The sequence below is a fragment of the Rhizobium sp. CCGE531 genome, from assembly GCF_003627795.1.
In the GTDB taxonomy this organism is placed as follows: Bacteria; Pseudomonadota; Alphaproteobacteria; order Rhizobiales; family Rhizobiaceae; genus Rhizobium.
In genome coordinates this window covers 1682714-1697059 of sequence record NZ_CP032684.1, presented here as the reverse complement: position 1 = coordinate 1697059, position 14346 = coordinate 1682714, and the positions used below count along the sequence as shown (strand labels likewise).

Genomic DNA, 14346 nt, shown 5'->3' with positions numbered 1-14346 from the left:
TAATCTGATCAGGTGGCTGCAATGTCTTGAAATAGAGTGTTGCTAATTCATCACAAAAATTTTATCGGCCTTGTGACTTCCTTAACCATAAATGCGGCAAGGAGGCCGATTTGGCGCTCCCGTCTGCCCAGGCCCGGCAAAGAAACGCCGCGGGACTCATACGAGCCCGCGGCGCTATCGACGACATCAAGAGATAGAGGATAAGTTCCGTCAATCCAATGACTTATTCTCAGAAGCTGACTTTCACCGAAGTCTGAAGAGCGGCGACCAAGTCATTACCGAAGCTGTAGCTGGCGTCGTCGCCGTAGACGATGCCGCCGCGAGTGATCGGTCCGGATTTGCCTGATGTCATCAGGCCAAGTGCGCCGCCGAAGTTGAACTGAACATGCTCCGTCGCCTTGTAGGCAACACCCGCACCGAGCGTCCATGTGTCGGAGTTCATGCCGTAGCCCTCGCTGGTACCACGATCCCAGCTCAGGCTGACGGCGCCGCTCCACTTGTCATTGAACTTGTGTCCGATACCGCCCGTAATGGTCCAGCCATCGCGATACAAGAGGTCAAGCGACGTCAGTTGCGTCGGGCCGCCGGTCCTGCACGAGGCGACGCCACGGGTCGAGGTCGGGCAAAGGGCGATGCTTTGCAGCACGCTCCAATTCGTCCATTTGACCGAGCCGAAGGCCAGCCAGTCCGGCGCGATGCCGCTCTGCACTTTCCACTCCAGCGAGTCCGGAGCCTCGGCCGACCCGAAGACGGAGGTTACCGCACCGAAGAACGGCCGAATCGGCGGCAGCTCGCTCAGATCGACGCTGCCCTTGAGGTTGTCGTACTTGACCCGGCTATTGTAGACGAGGCTCGTGCGGAAGGCATATTCCGGGATTTCATAGGCCAGACCGGCGCGCCAGCCCCAGCCGTGACCGTCGACGTCAAGCGAGCCGACACCGTCGTAGACGGAGGAAAGCGGAGCCGGGATGGCTGAGACGAGGCGTGATTTGAAACCGCTGACCTCCTGATAGAAACCGCCGCCGATGAAACGCAGCTCGCCCGGGCCAGCATCGAACTTGTACGAGCAGGTGGCCCCGTAATTGTTCGTGCGAACCTTCACCTCGATTTCATTGTTGGCGCCGGCCCAGTTCTGGCCTTCATTGAGATGCCCGCCGAATGGCTGAGAATAGTCGGCCATGCAGTCGATGTTGTCGGTGATGCCGATCTTAAAGGCGGCAAAGGGCATCGCATAATTTTCCGAGGCATCGGTCGAGTGGCTTCGGTTATTGAGATTGCCGTCGCTCGGATCGGTGTCTTTCGCATTCTTCAACTTGCGGTCGGGCATGACATAGGTAACGCCGGACTCGAAAACATAACGGCCCTTGTCGAAGAGCAAATCGATGTCATAACCGGCACGGTCGAGGCCGCCGGCAAAGGCCGCGCTCGCAAAAGACGTGCCGATGACCAGTGAAACTGCGCCCCTCAACGCAATAGAAAATGCCATTGTAACTCCCCCACGTGTGCATTCGCTTTTTCGATTGTTGCGACGATCACTTGAATTGGCAATGTGGCCCACAAGGCGCGAAATCCGGTAAAAGAGTGATTGATTTACGTAAGAAAACGAACTACGCCGGCCAAAATCCGCACGGTTAGGTAAATTTTTTCTTTTCAATATCATTTTCGCCCCTGCTTGGATTTTTATTCTTCGCCGCAACAATTCTGTCACAATATGACAACAGCTCTGCTTTTCACGAATGCCGAGCAGATTTCGGTGTAATATGTTTTGCCTGTGTGAAACTGGCGTGGATCGGGGCGCACAGCCCAGTTGATCGATATCGAATCAAAGAAACAAACAGAAAGGCACGCGACGAAAGCCGCGTGCCTCTCACAAAATCAGAAAGCATTTCGCGCAAAGCCGCACGGCGGCTTTGCGATAACGACACGCGCAAGATCAAGAACTTAAAGCGCAAGGAGCGGGTCTGAAAGATCGCAATGCGCTTCAGTTCTCTCTTTCTCAGCTCGCTTCGCTGACCCGAGCCAGTGCCACCTTGAGGCTCGCCTGTTGCCCTTCGAGTTCACCGAGGCGTTCGCGCTCGGCGGCGACCACATCCGGATTCGCGTTCGCAACGAACTTCTCGTTCGAAAGCTTGCCGTTGATGCGCGCGATCTCCTGGTCGTTCTTGGCGATGGCCTTTTCGAGACGCGCCTTTTCGGCCGAGAGATCGATGAGGCTGCCGAGCGGCAGGCAGATGGTCGCCTCGCCGACGATGATCTGCGCCGCGCCTTTCGGTGCCGTGTCGGCAAGCGAGACCGTTTCGACGCGCGCCAGCCGCTTGATGGCGGCGTCGTGACGGAATAGGCGCTCCCGCGTCAGGCTGTTCGCATCGACGACCACCAGCGGCGCGGTCGCTGCCGGCGGCACGTTCATTTCCGCGCGCACCGAACGAATGCCGGAAACGAGATCGATCAGCCAGTTGATTTCATCGGCGGCAACATCGTCCGCATAGGAAGGCGCCGGCCAATCAGCATGGCAGATCAGGCCACCGCGCTCGTTGCCCTCGCCCGCCGTATGCGCCCAAAGCTCCTCGGTCATGAAGGGCATGAACGGATGCAGCAGCTTGTAGGTCTCTTCGAGAACATAGGCGGCGCAGGACTGCGCCTCCGCCTTGGCGCTCTCGTCGTCGCCGTTGAAGATCGGCTTCAGCAGTTCGAGATACCAATCGCAGAACTGATTCCAGATGAAGCGGTAGAGCGCGCTTGCCGCATCGTTGAAGCGGAAGCTTTCCAGCGCCTCGGTAACGTCGCGCTCGGCACGCGCCAATTCGGTCAGGATCCAGCGATTGACGGTGAGTTCGGCGGCTTCCGGCACGAAGTGCGGATCGCTCTTGGCGCCGTTCATCTCGGCAAAACGCGTGGCATTCCACAACTTGGTGCCGAAGTTGCGGTAGCCGGCGATGCGGGCCGGATCGAGCTTCACGTCACGTCCCTGCGCCGCCATGATCGCGAGCGTAAAGCGCAGCGAATCGGCGCCGTACTGGTCGATCAGTTCGAGGGGATCGATGACGTTGCCCTTGGACTTCGACATCTTCTGCCCGTTCTTGTCGCGCACCAGGGCGTGGACATAGACCGTGCTGAACGGCTCGACAGGCTCGCCGTTCTCATCCTTCATGAAATGAAGGCCCATCATCATCATGCGGGCAACCCAGAAGAAGATGATGTCGAAGCCGGTGACGAGAACGTTCGTCGGATAGTAGCGCTCCAGTTCCGGCGTCTCATCCGGCCAGCCGAGCGTCGAGAACGGCCAGAGCGCGGAGGAGAACCAGGTATCGAGCACGTCTTCGTCGCGCGTCAGGATTTCGCCCGGCTTGAAGTTCTCCAGCAGGTCCTCGACATAGGCCTTCATCGGCCCCTCATGCGAGAGATAATGCTGGATCGCCGCCTGCAGCGCCTCTTCCTCGGTCTTTTCGACGAAGACCTGGCCATCCGGTCCGTACCATGCGGGAATCTGGTGACCCCACCAGAGCTGACGGGAAACGCACCAGGGCTGGATGTTCTCCATCCAGTCGTAATAGGTCTTGTCCCAGCTCTTCGGGACGAGCTTGGTGCGGCCATCGCGAACGGAGGCGATCGCCGGCTCGGCGAGCGTCTTGGCGTCGACATACCACTGTTCGGTCAGGCGCGGTTCGATCGGCACGCCGCCTCGGTCGCCGTGCGGAACCGTGTGCTTGTGCGGCTCGACCTTATCGAGCAGCCCGGATTCCTCAAAAATGCGGACGATAATCTTACGCGCCTCGAAGCGGTCCTTACCTTCCAGCTCATCCCATGCGCCGTGCAGAGCGGCCGGATGATCGAGACCTTCGAGGAAGTCCTCGTTGTCCTTGATGGTGATGGTGGCTTCCGGGGTCAGAATATTGACGACGCGCAGGCCGCGGCGCTTGCCGACGTCGAAGTCGTTGAAATCATGCGCCGGCGTCATCTTGACCGCACCGGTCCCTGCCGTCGGATCCGGATATTCGTCGGCGACGATCGGGATGCGGCGGCCGACGATCGGCAGGATGACATGCTTGCCGATGATCGACTTATAGCGCTCGTCGCTCGGATTGACCGCGACGCCGGTATCGCCGAGCATGGTCTCGGGACGGGTGGTGGCGACGACAAGATAGTCGCGCGTTTCCCATTCCGTCGGCTTGCCCTCGTCATCGAAGGCAACCGGGTGCTGATAGGTGACGCCTGGCTCCAGCGGGTAACGCAGGTACCAGAGATTGCCGTTGACCTCGTGCTGCTCGACCTCGATATCCGAAATCGCGGTCAGCATCTTCGGATCCCAGTTGACCAGCCGCTTGTCGCGATAGATCAGGCCTTCCTTGTAGAGCGTGACGAAGACTTCGAGAACAGCCTCCGACAGGCCCTCGTCCATGGTGAAGCGTTCGCGCGACCAGTCGCAGGAGGCACCGAGGCGCTTGAGCTGATTGAAGATCAAGCCGCCCGATTCCGCCTTCCATTCCCAGACCTTCTCGATGAAGGCCTCGCGGCCCATCTTGTGGCGATCCGGCTGCTGGCGTTCGGCGAGACGACGCTCGACGACCATCTGCGTGGCGATGCCGGCATGATCCATGCCGGGCTGCCAGAGAACGTCCTTGCCGCGCATGCGCTCGAACCGCACCATGATGTCCTGCAGCGTGTTGTTCAGCGCATGGCCCATGTGCAGCGAACCGGTCACGTTCGGCGGCGGAATGACGATGGTGAAGGTTTCCGCGCCCGGCTTGGCGTTCGCACCGGCGCGAAAGGCGTCGGCCTCATCCCATTTTTGGGCGATCTTCGGTTCGACTGCGGCGGAATCATATGTTTTGTCGAGCATTTTATGACCGGATCTTGAGGATTGGATGATGCGGGTTGTAAATAGGATGGCTGTGGGCAAGTCAATAAAAAAGCCGCCCCGAAGCCCGGAGCGGCGGATCGGTTACCCGAAGCTCAGGCTTGTCAGCGGCGCGGGCCGCGGGCCACTCGTTCGATTTCCTCGCGCACGAGACGCTCGACAAGGGTCGGCAGATTGTCGTCGAGCCATTCCTGCAGCATAGGCCGCAGCATCTCCTGAGCCAGCTCATCGAGGGAGCGGCGCGGGCCGCCGTCGACAATGGCGGCAAGCTCTTCAAACGAACGGGTAACGTGCGCGCCGGCCGCTTCAGACATCAGCGGCGACGCAGACACGAGGTGAGCCGGCGGCAGGGAAGCTTCCATTTCCGCCGCAACGGTTACGGCGGGTTCCGGGAAAGCCAATGCCGCTGTCTGAACTGCGGCCAATTGGGGCGCAGGGGCAGCTACCGTCGGCTGCAATTCATCCATTTCGGCATCGATCTCGACTTCTGCCACGGCCTGCGCGGCGGGTGGAGCGACCGGCGCTACGATATCAGTAATGGCATGCCGCAGCGGCACGTCGGCGATAGGCTCGACGTGGACTTCGGCAAGACGCGCAGCCATGGCCGGCGGCAGTTCACGCAGCTGCGGGGGCTCGCGCCCGGCATTCAGCAAGGCGGCGGTGTTGCGCTCGGAAGCGGCGCGGACGCGCGCTGCGACATCCGCCAGCGACAAACCACGACCGGCATCTTCCGGCTCTGCAACGGGCATTTGCGAGTTTGCGGCGACGAAACGCGGGTCCTGCTCCGCGGCGCGGACGCGATCCGCGGCAGCGAACTCTTCATCCACGGTCAGCGGAATATCGTCGTCGCGCATGTTGGAAGCGGCAAGATGCGGCGAAGAAATCGGCTTGGTGCCCACAGGTTCGTTGCTTTCGATGATCCTGCGGATCGATGCCAGAATCTCTTCCATGGACGGTTCACGCACTACATTTGGCTGAGCCATATTCATCCCCGTTTTCCATATTCAACGACCGGAAACTCGCCAACGTGGCACCCGAATCAGGGCCACCCTAGATGACTGCCCTCGGGAAAAAAATCACCGTCAAAGCACTAAACCCGGTGATGCACAGTTTTGTTACGATCCCGACGAATCGCTCCGTTGTCTGCGATTTTGCCACAGGCGCCGACAATAAAAAACAGGCGCCCTGAGGCGCCTGTCGCAAGCTGGATCATCAGACCGTTCGGAAAATCAGAATACGAATTCCTTGGCCTTGGCAAAGCCCGGCAGCGGCTTGATCGATGCGTTGAAAAAGACGTTTTCCGAGAAGGCGCCACGTTCGCGCATGAAAACGGTTGCGCGGGCGGCATGACCATAGCCGATGACCGTGATCAGGCGGCCGTCTTCACCGAGCTGATCCAGCAGCCCCTGCGGCAATTGCTCGATCGAGCCATCGATGAAAATGACATCGTAGGGAGCGTTGCCAGCGTGGCCCTTTTCGAGATCGCCGGTGACAACAGTGACATTGTCGTAGCCGAGAGCGGCGATATTAGCCTTGGCCTGGGCGGCAAGACCCTCATCGCTTTCGAGGGCGACAACCTTCTCGGCAAGCAGCGACAGGATGGCGGATACATATCCGGTGCCGCAGCCGAGATCGAGAACCTTGTCCTCCTTGGTGATGACGCCAAGCTGCAGGAGCTTCGCCAATGGCGATGCCTCCATTAGGAAGCGGGCTGGCTTGCCGGCCGCAGCGGGGGCGATCTCGATATCATTGTCGATATAAGCCAGGACCTTCGACTTCTCCGGCACGAAATTTTCGCGCGGCACCGCCAAAAAGGCATTCAACACGGAATGGGAGGTGACATCCGTCGTCCGGATCTGGTTCTCGACCATCTTCACGCGCGCTGCTTCGAAATCCATCTTATCCTCTTGCGCCCTTCATGCCGAACGGGCCGGCTCTACATTCTGTTACGCGTGTCTTAATCGCCTGACGTCACGCTTTCAAGGCATTGCGGTAAACGGGGCGGAGATTCATGGCCATGCGTCGCCAACGCACAACAATCGGCATCCTGAAATGCAGATCCAAGCCCCTCGACGAAGCCCCTCGCCGGTGACGTCGCGCAATTCCCCGTGCTTCACCTCGGGACATCCGTTAGCAAAATGTTAACTTGACGGGACCACGCTTCTTGATGTGGACCCGCCTGGGTGTGGTCACAGATCTACCTTCCGGCCCGAAGCCCTTCGGGTTAAGACTAGATTTGAATAGAAGGTGGCTGGTATGCCTGTCTCTCTCGTTCTTTTCGTTGCAACCTCGCTGCCGCTGGTGGTTTTCCTCGCCGCCAGTCTTTCTTCAATGATGTAGGTTTCCGAATGAGGCTTTCGCTCTCCGTCGCAGCGCTTCTCCTTTTCCTGCCCCAGGTCGCGTTGAGCGAGGAAGCGCCGCAGGAGACAGCGCCCATCATCGGACATGTCGTGACCGGCAAACAGCTCGACGAATGGTGCGAAGAAGATCGCACGCTTGCCTCGGTCTATATACAGGGCATTCTCGACGAAGCGCAGCGGACGAAAAACCTGACGATCCGCGCCACCAAGCAGACGCCGAAGAACTCGTCCCGCTACGAGCGCTATCTTCAGCAGTTCGTCGGCGCCTTCTGCCTGCCGCCCGAGCTCAGCAACGCAAAGGCAACGGCGATCGCCTGCAAGTGGATGGCGGAACACTCCTGGCAGCTCGAGCGGCCTGCCAGCTCGTTGATTGCACGCTCCTACAAATTCGCCTTTCCATGCCTTGAGGAGTAGGCATTCCCGATGCCGGCGACGGCTGCTCGGCGCATCCGGCGGGCCGGGCCACATCTCATTCCCGTTGACAATTACTAAGTCAGACTTATAATTAGGGCGCTGAATTTGATTGACCTCTAGTCCAGCGAAAGGCGGCCCGGTTTTTTCCCTAGACTGGACCGCTTTTGCTTTTTGCGAACAAGGAATTTTTCGCAACTCCCGCTGCCTGTAATTCGATCATAGATCGAGAGCTCCCGCGTCGGCGCTCCTGCGATGGGTACAGCCGATTGCGGGACAAGCAACTTCAGAAATCAAAGTGGACATTTTTCAAAATTGCCTCTTTGTTTCAAAATTGCCTCTTGCGGTTTTCTTTGGATCATTCTAAATCCGCGCCACCACAACGCAAATTGCTTTCGGATGGCCTCGTGGCGGAGTGGTTACGCAGAGGACTGCAAATCCTTGCACCCCGGTTCGATTCCGGGCGAGGCCTCCAACTCTCCCTTCAATGCTCAAATTTGTATTTGATTTTCCGGAAGATGCTCTCAAGCGCGCCAGCTGAGCGCATCATGCGATGGTATGGCAATTCGGTCCCGTTCCAGCTTCTCTCCGAGCTGCCGGCAGTAGTTTCGCGCACCGCTGCCCAGCTGGTTGGCAGCATCGCTTCAGCAGCAATTCCAGCGTTTTACCCGCATCGGTCGAACCTTCGCGCCAGAGCCGGATAGGACCCTGTCCTGAAGCAACCCCGCCGCCAGTCCATTCAGGTAGGTTATAGGTACCTACGGTAGATGCTAGAATCAGTGCTACCGGTTTGGATGCCACCCCCGAACCGGATCAGTGCCGCGTCCGACGACACTACGCCCCCAGTAATGTCGTCGGACGCACCACAGCCAGGCCGGCTCGGGAAACGCCCTTTCTCCAATTTCTTTCTTCGAGAATCATTGCGGCAATCGCGGCTCAAAGTCTCAATTTTGTAAGATGGTACAGTTGTCGGCCGTATCGATCAGCCGCCGCCAGCACCTCCCCACTCACACGGCGGGTGCCGTGCGGACAGAGATCGAAAGCGGCCGCAGTCGGTCTCGATTAACGAATTGCGTCATTTTTGCAACAACGCCCGTTTTCAAGTAGCGCACATATAGTTCGCCACCCTTAGTATCTTGCCAAATCAGTGAAGCAGGCTCAAGAAATAGTTCGCGAAGCTTATTACTTTGCACCTACTGAATAGGGAACATGAACGGGATGGGTTGGGCACGTCGTTTTTCGGCGCGATATCTCATGCCCAATCAAGAAAGATTGGAGTTATCATGAACATCAAGAGCCTTCTTCTCGGCTCCGCTGCTGCGCTGGCAGCAGTTTCCGGTGCTCACGCGGCCGACGCTATCGTCGCTGCTGAGCCGGAGCCGCTCGAATACGTTCGTATCTGCGACGCTTACGGTGCTGGCTACTTCTTCATTCCAGGCACGGAAACCTGCCTCAAGATCGGCGGCAAGGTTCGTACCGAAGGTGAATGGTACAACGCCTACAACCGCGACAGCCACCAGGGCACGCTGTGGCACACCCGCGCCGAGTTGAACGTCGATACCGCGACCGACACCGAATACGGTCCGCTGAAGACCGAAACCATCGTTCGCTGGGACTGGAACGACGGCGGCTCCACCTCCACCAACCTGCTGTGGTCCTATATCAGCCTCGGCGGCTTCACGGTTGGTAAGAAAGACTCGCAGTACAACCTCTACATCGGTTACGCCGGCGACGTCATCAACGACGATGTGATCTATGACGGCCCGTACGAACTCAACCAGTTGACCTACGAATATGACGGCGGCAACGGCTTCTCGGCGGTCATCTCGCTCGAAGACACCAACTCCGCCTCGGATTCGACGACTTACGATGGCGCATGGGAACAGTCCAAGGGCAACCACTATGCCCCGAACGTTGTCGCCGGTCTCGGCTACAAGGCTGGCGCATGGGGTTTTAAGGTCGTTGGCGGTTATGACTCCATCGTCGAAGAAGGTGCAGTCAAGGCTCGTATCGACGCTGATTTCGGCGCCTTCACGGCTTTCTTGATGGGCGGTTACAACACCGACGGCAAGAAACTGAACCAGTATGCCGGTTCGAACCAGGACATCTCCGCTTGCACGGCGCCGAATGGCACTGTCAACGGCTCGAAGTGCGGCTGGGGCGATTGGGCGGTATGGGGCGGCGTTGGCGTTCCGGTCAACGAAAAGCTGAAGTGGAACCTGCAGCTCGCCTACACCGACTCCAAGATGTTCGAAGCAACCACGAACCTGAAGTTCAATCCGGTCAAGAACCTCCTGGTCGAGCCGGAACTGACCTACGTTCACTATGACTATGCCCACGACGATACCGTTTCGGGCATCCTGCGCTTCGAACGCAACTTCTGACCTGATCAGACTTGACCTCCGATCAGAGAAGGAAGGGGTCCGGCTTTCCCTGCCGGCCCCCTTTTTGACGGCAACTCCTAGGCGGCGTGGACAAATTCAGCGAAGCGTTTCTATACTCACCAGCTTGAGGTCGCCGTCGAAGGGCTCGACATATGCGCAGATGTTGTCGGAGAACTCGTCCATCAGATTGAGCCCTTCGGGGTCATAATCGTTCTCGGCGACCAGTCTCAGCTTGCCGTCCACAAAGGTGCAACTGACGTTGTGTTCGTGCGGATAGTGAAGCCGAAACGTTTCGGTGATGTTGCGCGCCGCTTCGTCTCCCGCTGCGGCGGGAACATCATGGCATTCCAAAGTGATGCGATACATGTGTTGATGCTCCGGGTTTTGCGAACCTATCGGGAAACAGGGCTGACGGGGAAGCCGAAATGATTGACGAGGCGTGCAGGGATTGATTCAAGGCTGCTTTTTGGAGGCAGGCTTGAGCAGGGGCGATCTGACCGAAGCTGAATGGCGTATTCTGAAGGGCTTGCTGCCGATCGAGTCTGAGAACCGTGGCCGAGGCAGGCCGCCCGAGCAGAACCGCTCAATCATCAACGGCATCCTGTGGCGGCTCCGCTGCGGCGCTCCGTGGCGCGACGTGCCGCCCAAATATGGCAGTTGGAACACCATCTATCGGCGGTTCCGGCGATGGAGTGAAGCCGGCGTCTGGGAGGCGGTCGCGGTTACGCTGGCCGAGATCATGGCAGACAGCGGCCACTACAGCATCGACAGCACAACAGTCCGCGCCCATGTCTCGGCAGCGGGCGGAAAAGGGGGACTCATCGACGCGCTCTTGGCCGCTCGCGGGGCGGGTTCACCAGTAAGCTTCATTGCCTGGCTGATGCCCTCGGACGACCGCTCGCCTTCCATCTGACGGTCGGCGAGGCAGCAGATTGCAAAGCCTATGACGCCCTGATCGACCTGCCAGAGCGCGCACCTGACGCTTTGTTCGCCGACAAGGGCTACGACGCAGACGCTATCCGTGCCGACCTTGCTGAACGGAAGATCCAGGCCGTCATTCCTGGCCGGTCAAACCGCCGCGTGAAAATCGAGCATGATCGGGCGCTCTACAAGCAGCGCAATCGCATTGAGCGCATGTTCGGACAGCTCAAGATCAACCGCGCCATCGCCACCCGATACGATCAACTGGCCAGCAGCTTCCTTGGAATGGTCCATCTCGCCACCGCCAGATACTGGCTCAAATTTGTCCACGCCGCCTAAGCATGTCGCGCAAAAGCGTGCAGCGGTTTTGCGATAGCGACATGCGAAAAATCAGGAATTTAAAGCGCATGGAGCGGATCTGAAAGATCGCGACGCGCTTTGGAAACTACAGAGCCATCCCGCTATCAGCACGCGTGTCACAAGGCTTCCCGATCAATCGGAGAGGGGAACCTTGTCGTCACGGTGGCGTTTATCGCTGAGAGGGACGTAGCTGAATATAGGAGTTACCGCCTTGAAACATCTCGCTTCAATCGCTTTGACCGCGGCACTTGCCGTGGGTTCCGTACTATCGGCTGCCCTGCCCGCCGCGTCTGCCTCGCTTGGCAGCTCATCGACAGCGTCGAACGTCATTCTGGTACAGGAACGCGGAACACGCAGATATATGGATGACGACCGCGGGCCTTATTGGCGCGACCGCGATCACCGCCATTGGCGGGAGCGCCGCTGGGAACGCCGTCACTGGGACGACGGATGGCGGGATGACGGATGGCGGGACGACGGTCGCTATCACCATCGGCATCACGGCGGTGTAATATTCGAAATTCGACCCTGATATCCCAGCCTGCCACCGACTATGGCGTTATAACCGTTTCTTGCCCCGCTAAGCTGGCAAAGCAGGACACGCAATGCCTTCCGACTAAGCCAAAAAAAGGCCGCTACCTGAAATATCGGTAGCGGCCGACTCGTTTCAGAAGGGAACTTGCGCCAGTTCCGACCGTCTACCGCTCAGCGGCAGACGCGTACCCTACGGACGACCCAACGGCCATGAACCCTGTGCTTCACCTTCTTCATATAGCAGTGATGATGATAATGATGGCCGTAATGGTGGCGATGATGCATCGGAGCGGCCTCGGACGGCGCGCTGAAGGCAAAGACCGATGCCAAAGCGACTGCAGAAGCAAGAATCAAGTTTTTCATGTCGAACCTCTAAAGCATTGGGGGACTATGCTGCGCGGATCGCGCATGTATGTTCACGCGCCGTGTTGCACTGACGACATGAACATGCTCTCACACTTGCAAGAGCAACCATACCTTGAACCAGTTTTTTCGAAAATACCACATATATCCGCAGGAAAGCTGCCGTTCGTGTCGGGTGGAGATTGCCGGTGTGTCTTATCGGCACATTCTCATTAGCCCGCTACCATTCGCACTGTCCGAACAAGCAAAATGCGATGCAAGATATTGTTATTGCAGTGCAAAAACCACGAATTATGTGCATCGCCGATTCTCAGCCGATCGCGGAGCGGATGGGCAGGAGGCGTCGGACGCGCTCGTCGCGAAGGTAAAGTCCACCCCACGCCATGCCCCCCAGAAGCAAACTGATAAGTTGTGGCGGCGAGCCGATTTCTCCGAGGCGAAAATGCGTGCAGATCGCGCCGCCGAGAAAGCCCGTCAGCAGGATTGCACCGAGAACGGCCGTGCGCGGAATAGCGTAAAGAACCACGCAGACGACGATGATCAGCCCCAATAACCCTGCCTGATCGGTCGGAAATCCGGTCGCGGTCATCTCGGCCGCGAGCGTGGCGGGCGAAAACAAGTCAACGGCGGCGTCTGCCGCAAAAACAAGGACCACAATCACCGTGAGCGCCCATCCCACCCACGAAATGCGGCGCGTATCCGCCTTCCCGGCGACTGCATTCTCCACCATGCCAGATCTCTCCTGTCCCATTGCGGTCCCATGCCGGTCCAATGAGCGTCGCGATCCTGCCACGACTTGGAAACGCAGGCAATGAGAACGGTTTCCCTGTGAAATATGGATGAAAGGCAAAAGGTCGAGAAATCGCCGGCGCGAAGCATGTGCAATAAAACTGCCAAACTGCGCTGCTAAAGCTTCGCCCGTTGCACGAGCCGATGACCATTGGTCAGCGAAACGGCGACGCTGCCGCCACTATCTTTATGCTGCAAATTTTTGGAAGAAAGTGGCTCCCCGGGCCGGATTCGAACCGGCGACCTGTCGATTAACAGTCGAATGCTCTACCGCTGAGCTACCAGGGAATGCGCTTGGCGCGGTGTGAGCGGGGTAATACAAATGCTTTCCCGATTTGCCAAGCGGTTTTTTCAAAAAAATCGAATTCTCTTGCATTATTTCCCCGCCTCACCATTTCCTGTGGATGACCGATCAAAGCCAAACGACCGAAAATGCCGATCGAAATGGCCGGAAAACCCGCCGTTTCGGCATTGATCCCTCAACCCGCGAGCTTGTTTTCGGCTCGGTGAGAATTCCCCTGCCCCGATCCCGCCTTGCCCGCATGGGTGTGGGCGTAGCCCTCATCTTCGGCGGCCTGCTCGGCTTCCTGCCGGTTCTCGGCTTCTGGATGCTGCCCCTGGGCTTCATCGTGCTCTCGCACGACATGCCCATGGTTCGCCGCTGGCGCCGTCGCTTCGCCGTATGGTGGACCAGGAAGCGCCGTCCGGCCAACTAGTCTCTCATCTTGCGCCGATCGCGCGGGCGGGATTGCCGACAACGGTCGCACCGGCTGTGACATCCCTGGTCACGACCGCGCCCGCGCCGATGATTGCGCCATCGCCGATCGTCACGCCCCCGACAAGGATCGCGCCGCCGCCAATCCACACGCTGTTGCCGATGGTGACCGGCCGCGCGATTTCGATGCCAGCACCGCGCAGCTCGCGATCCTTATGGTGCTCGGCGCAATAGATATGGACACCCGGTCCCAGCATGCTGCCATCGCCGATGCTGACGCTGCCGCTGTCGAGAATGGTGCAGCCGGCATTCATATAGACCCGCCGGCCGAGCGAGATGTTGATGCCGTAGGAGCAATGGAACGGCGCTTCGATGAAAACATTCTCGCCGGCATCGGCAAAGAGCGCAGCGAGAGCCGGTCCGAGATTGCCGCGTTCGGCCGGCGGCATCGTATTGTGCTGATGCACGGCGTCCCGCGCCCGCCAGCGAAGGCCGTCGAGTTCCGGATCGAAGCAGCAATACCATTCCCCCGCCGCCATCTTCTGTCGCTCGCTGAGATCCATCGCTCCCCACCTTCCATGCTTTTCCGGATTCGCCCCGAAGGGATCATGCATCACCAATCGGGCGGGCGGCAAGCAAGCCGGCCGTTGG

General features: G+C 58.8%; 13 protein-coding genes and 2 tRNA genes. 6 read left to right on the top strand and 9 right to left on the bottom strand.

From position 1 onward, the window contains the following. Positions 1–229 precede the first annotated feature (229 nt). The 4 genes from CCGE531_RS08365 to CCGE531_RS08350 all read right to left on the bottom strand — a co-directional run bounded on the left by CCGE531_RS08365 (position 230) and on the right by CCGE531_RS08350 (position 6756). Positions 230–1486, bottom strand: coding sequence for an OmpP1/FadL family transporter (locus CCGE531_RS08365; protein ID WP_120663752.1), 1257 nt, complete (start codon positions 1484–1486; stop codon positions 230–232). A 510-nt stretch (positions 1487–1996) separates the two neighbouring features. Next, positions 1997–4840 (bottom strand): valine--tRNA ligase, encoded by a 2844-nt coding sequence (locus CCGE531_RS08360; protein WP_120663751.1) that lies wholly within the window; start codon positions 4838–4840, stop codon positions 1997–1999. A gap of 122 nt (positions 4841–4962) precedes the next feature. Further along, complete coding sequence (locus CCGE531_RS08355; protein WP_120663750.1) at positions 4963–5847, bottom strand: DUF2497 domain-containing protein; 885 nt, start codon at positions 5845–5847, stop codon at positions 4963–4965. Positions 5848–6087: 240 nt separating this feature from the next. After that, a complete protein-coding gene (locus tag CCGE531_RS08350) occupies positions 6088–6756 on the bottom strand; it encodes a protein-L-isoaspartate O-methyltransferase (protein ID WP_120663749.1) in 669 nt (222 codons plus the stop codon). Positions 6757–7206: 450 nt separating this feature from the next. On the opposite strand from CCGE531_RS08350, the gene CCGE531_RS08345 reads away from it, so the two are divergent. The 3 genes from CCGE531_RS08345 (at position 7207) to CCGE531_RS08335 (ending at position 10013) form a co-directional block, all read left to right on the top strand. Then, entirely contained in the window at positions 7207–7632 is a 426-nt protein-coding gene (locus CCGE531_RS08345; protein WP_120663748.1) for a Rap1a/Tai family immunity protein, read from the top strand. A gap of 398 nt (positions 7633–8030) precedes the next feature. After that, positions 8031–8104, top strand: a tRNA-Cys gene (locus CCGE531_RS08340). Positions 8105–8912: 808 nt separating this feature from the next. Beyond that, positions 8913–10013, top strand: a complete 1101-nt coding sequence (locus CCGE531_RS08335) for a porin (protein WP_120663747.1) — start codon at positions 8913–8915, stop codon at positions 10011–10013. Between the two features lie 96 nt (positions 10014–10109). Here CCGE531_RS08335 and CCGE531_RS08330 read toward each other — a convergent pair whose 3' ends face one another. Continuing rightward, a complete protein-coding gene (locus tag CCGE531_RS08330) occupies positions 10110–10379 on the bottom strand; it encodes a hypothetical protein (protein ID WP_120663746.1) in 270 nt (89 codons plus the stop codon). A 112-nt stretch (positions 10380–10491) separates the two neighbouring features. Here CCGE531_RS08330 and CCGE531_RS08325 point away from each other — a divergent pair. Next, a protein-coding gene (locus CCGE531_RS08325; RefSeq protein WP_245459015.1) for an IS5 family transposase occupies positions 10492–11273 on the top strand; the annotation gives its coding sequence in 2 pieces (ribosomal slippage) (positions 10492–10816 and positions 10816–11273; 783 coding nt in all). Positions 11274–11659: 386 nt separating this feature from the next. Continuing rightward, positions 11660–11806 carry a hypothetical protein gene (locus tag CCGE531_RS34190; protein WP_162943865.1) on the top strand — a complete coding sequence of 49 codons (147 nt, stop codon included), beginning with the start codon at positions 11660–11662 and terminating at the stop codon, positions 11804–11806. Positions 11807–11999: 193 nt separating this feature from the next. Here CCGE531_RS34190 and CCGE531_RS08320 read toward each other — a convergent pair whose 3' ends face one another. The 3 genes from CCGE531_RS08320 to CCGE531_RS08310 form a co-directional block, all read right to left on the bottom strand. Then, complete coding sequence (locus CCGE531_RS08320) at positions 12000–12191, bottom strand: hypothetical protein (RefSeq protein WP_120663745.1); 192 nt, start codon at positions 12189–12191, stop codon at positions 12000–12002. Between the two features lie 310 nt (positions 12192–12501). Further along, on the bottom strand, positions 12502–12921 hold the full coding sequence (locus CCGE531_RS08315) for a DoxX family protein (RefSeq protein ID WP_120663744.1): 420 nt from the start codon (positions 12919–12921) through the stop codon (positions 12502–12504). A gap of 272 nt (positions 12922–13193) precedes the next feature. Next, positions 13194–13268 (bottom strand) — tRNA-Asn (locus CCGE531_RS08310). Positions 13269–13384: 116 nt separating this feature from the next. On the opposite strand from CCGE531_RS08310, the gene CCGE531_RS08305 reads away from it, so the two are divergent. Beyond that, positions 13385–13696 carry a hypothetical protein gene (locus CCGE531_RS08305; RefSeq protein WP_120663743.1) on the top strand — a complete coding sequence of 104 codons (312 nt, stop codon included), beginning with the start codon at positions 13385–13387 and terminating at the stop codon, positions 13694–13696. Between the two features lie 4 nt (positions 13697–13700). Here the strand turns inward: CCGE531_RS08305 and CCGE531_RS08300 are convergent, their stop codons facing one another. Next, a complete protein-coding gene (locus CCGE531_RS08300) occupies positions 13701–14258 on the bottom strand; it encodes a sugar O-acetyltransferase (protein ID WP_120663742.1) in 558 nt (185 codons plus the stop codon). Positions 14259–14346: the final 88 nt, after the last annotated feature.

Excerpts from the sequence above, each read along its gene's own strand:
- CCGE531_RS08315 (WP_120663744.1), bottom strand. The coding sequence starts at position 12,921 with ATGGTGGAGAATGCAGTCGCCGGGAAGGCGGATACGCGCCGCATTTCG.
- CCGE531_RS08345 (WP_120663748.1), top strand. The coding sequence starts at position 7,207 with ATGAGGCTTTCGCTCTCCGTCGCAGCGCTTCTCCTTTTCCTGCCCCAG.
- CCGE531_RS08300 (WP_120663742.1), bottom strand. The coding sequence starts at position 14,258 with ATGGATCTCAGCGAGCGACAGAAGATGGCGGCGGGGGAATGGTATTGC.
- CCGE531_RS34190 (WP_162943865.1), top strand. The coding sequence starts at position 11,660 with ATGACGACCGCGGGCCTTATTGGCGCGACCGCGATCACCGCCATTGGC.
- CCGE531_RS08360 (WP_120663751.1), bottom strand. The coding sequence starts at position 4,840 with ATGCTCGACAAAACATATGATTCCGCCGCAGTCGAACCGAAGATCGCC.
- CCGE531_RS08330 (WP_120663746.1), bottom strand. The coding sequence starts at position 10,379 with ATGTATCGCATCACTTTGGAATGCCATGATGTTCCCGCCGCAGCGGGA.
- CCGE531_RS08305 (WP_120663743.1), top strand. The coding sequence starts at position 13,385 with ATGACCGATCAAAGCCAAACGACCGAAAATGCCGATCGAAATGGCCGG.
- CCGE531_RS08365 (WP_120663752.1), bottom strand. The coding sequence starts at position 1,486 with ATGGCATTTTCTATTGCGTTGAGGGGCGCAGTTTCACTGGTCATCGGC.
- CCGE531_RS08320 (WP_120663745.1), bottom strand. The coding sequence starts at position 12,191 with ATGAAAAACTTGATTCTTGCTTCTGCAGTCGCTTTGGCATCGGTCTTT.
- CCGE531_RS08350 (WP_120663749.1), bottom strand. The coding sequence starts at position 6,756 with ATGGATTTCGAAGCAGCGCGCGTGAAGATGGTCGAGAACCAGATCCGG.
- CCGE531_RS08335 (WP_120663747.1), top strand. The coding sequence starts at position 8,913 with ATGAACATCAAGAGCCTTCTTCTCGGCTCCGCTGCTGCGCTGGCAGCA.
- CCGE531_RS08355 (WP_120663750.1), bottom strand. The coding sequence starts at position 5,847 with ATGAATATGGCTCAGCCAAATGTAGTGCGTGAACCGTCCATGGAAGAG.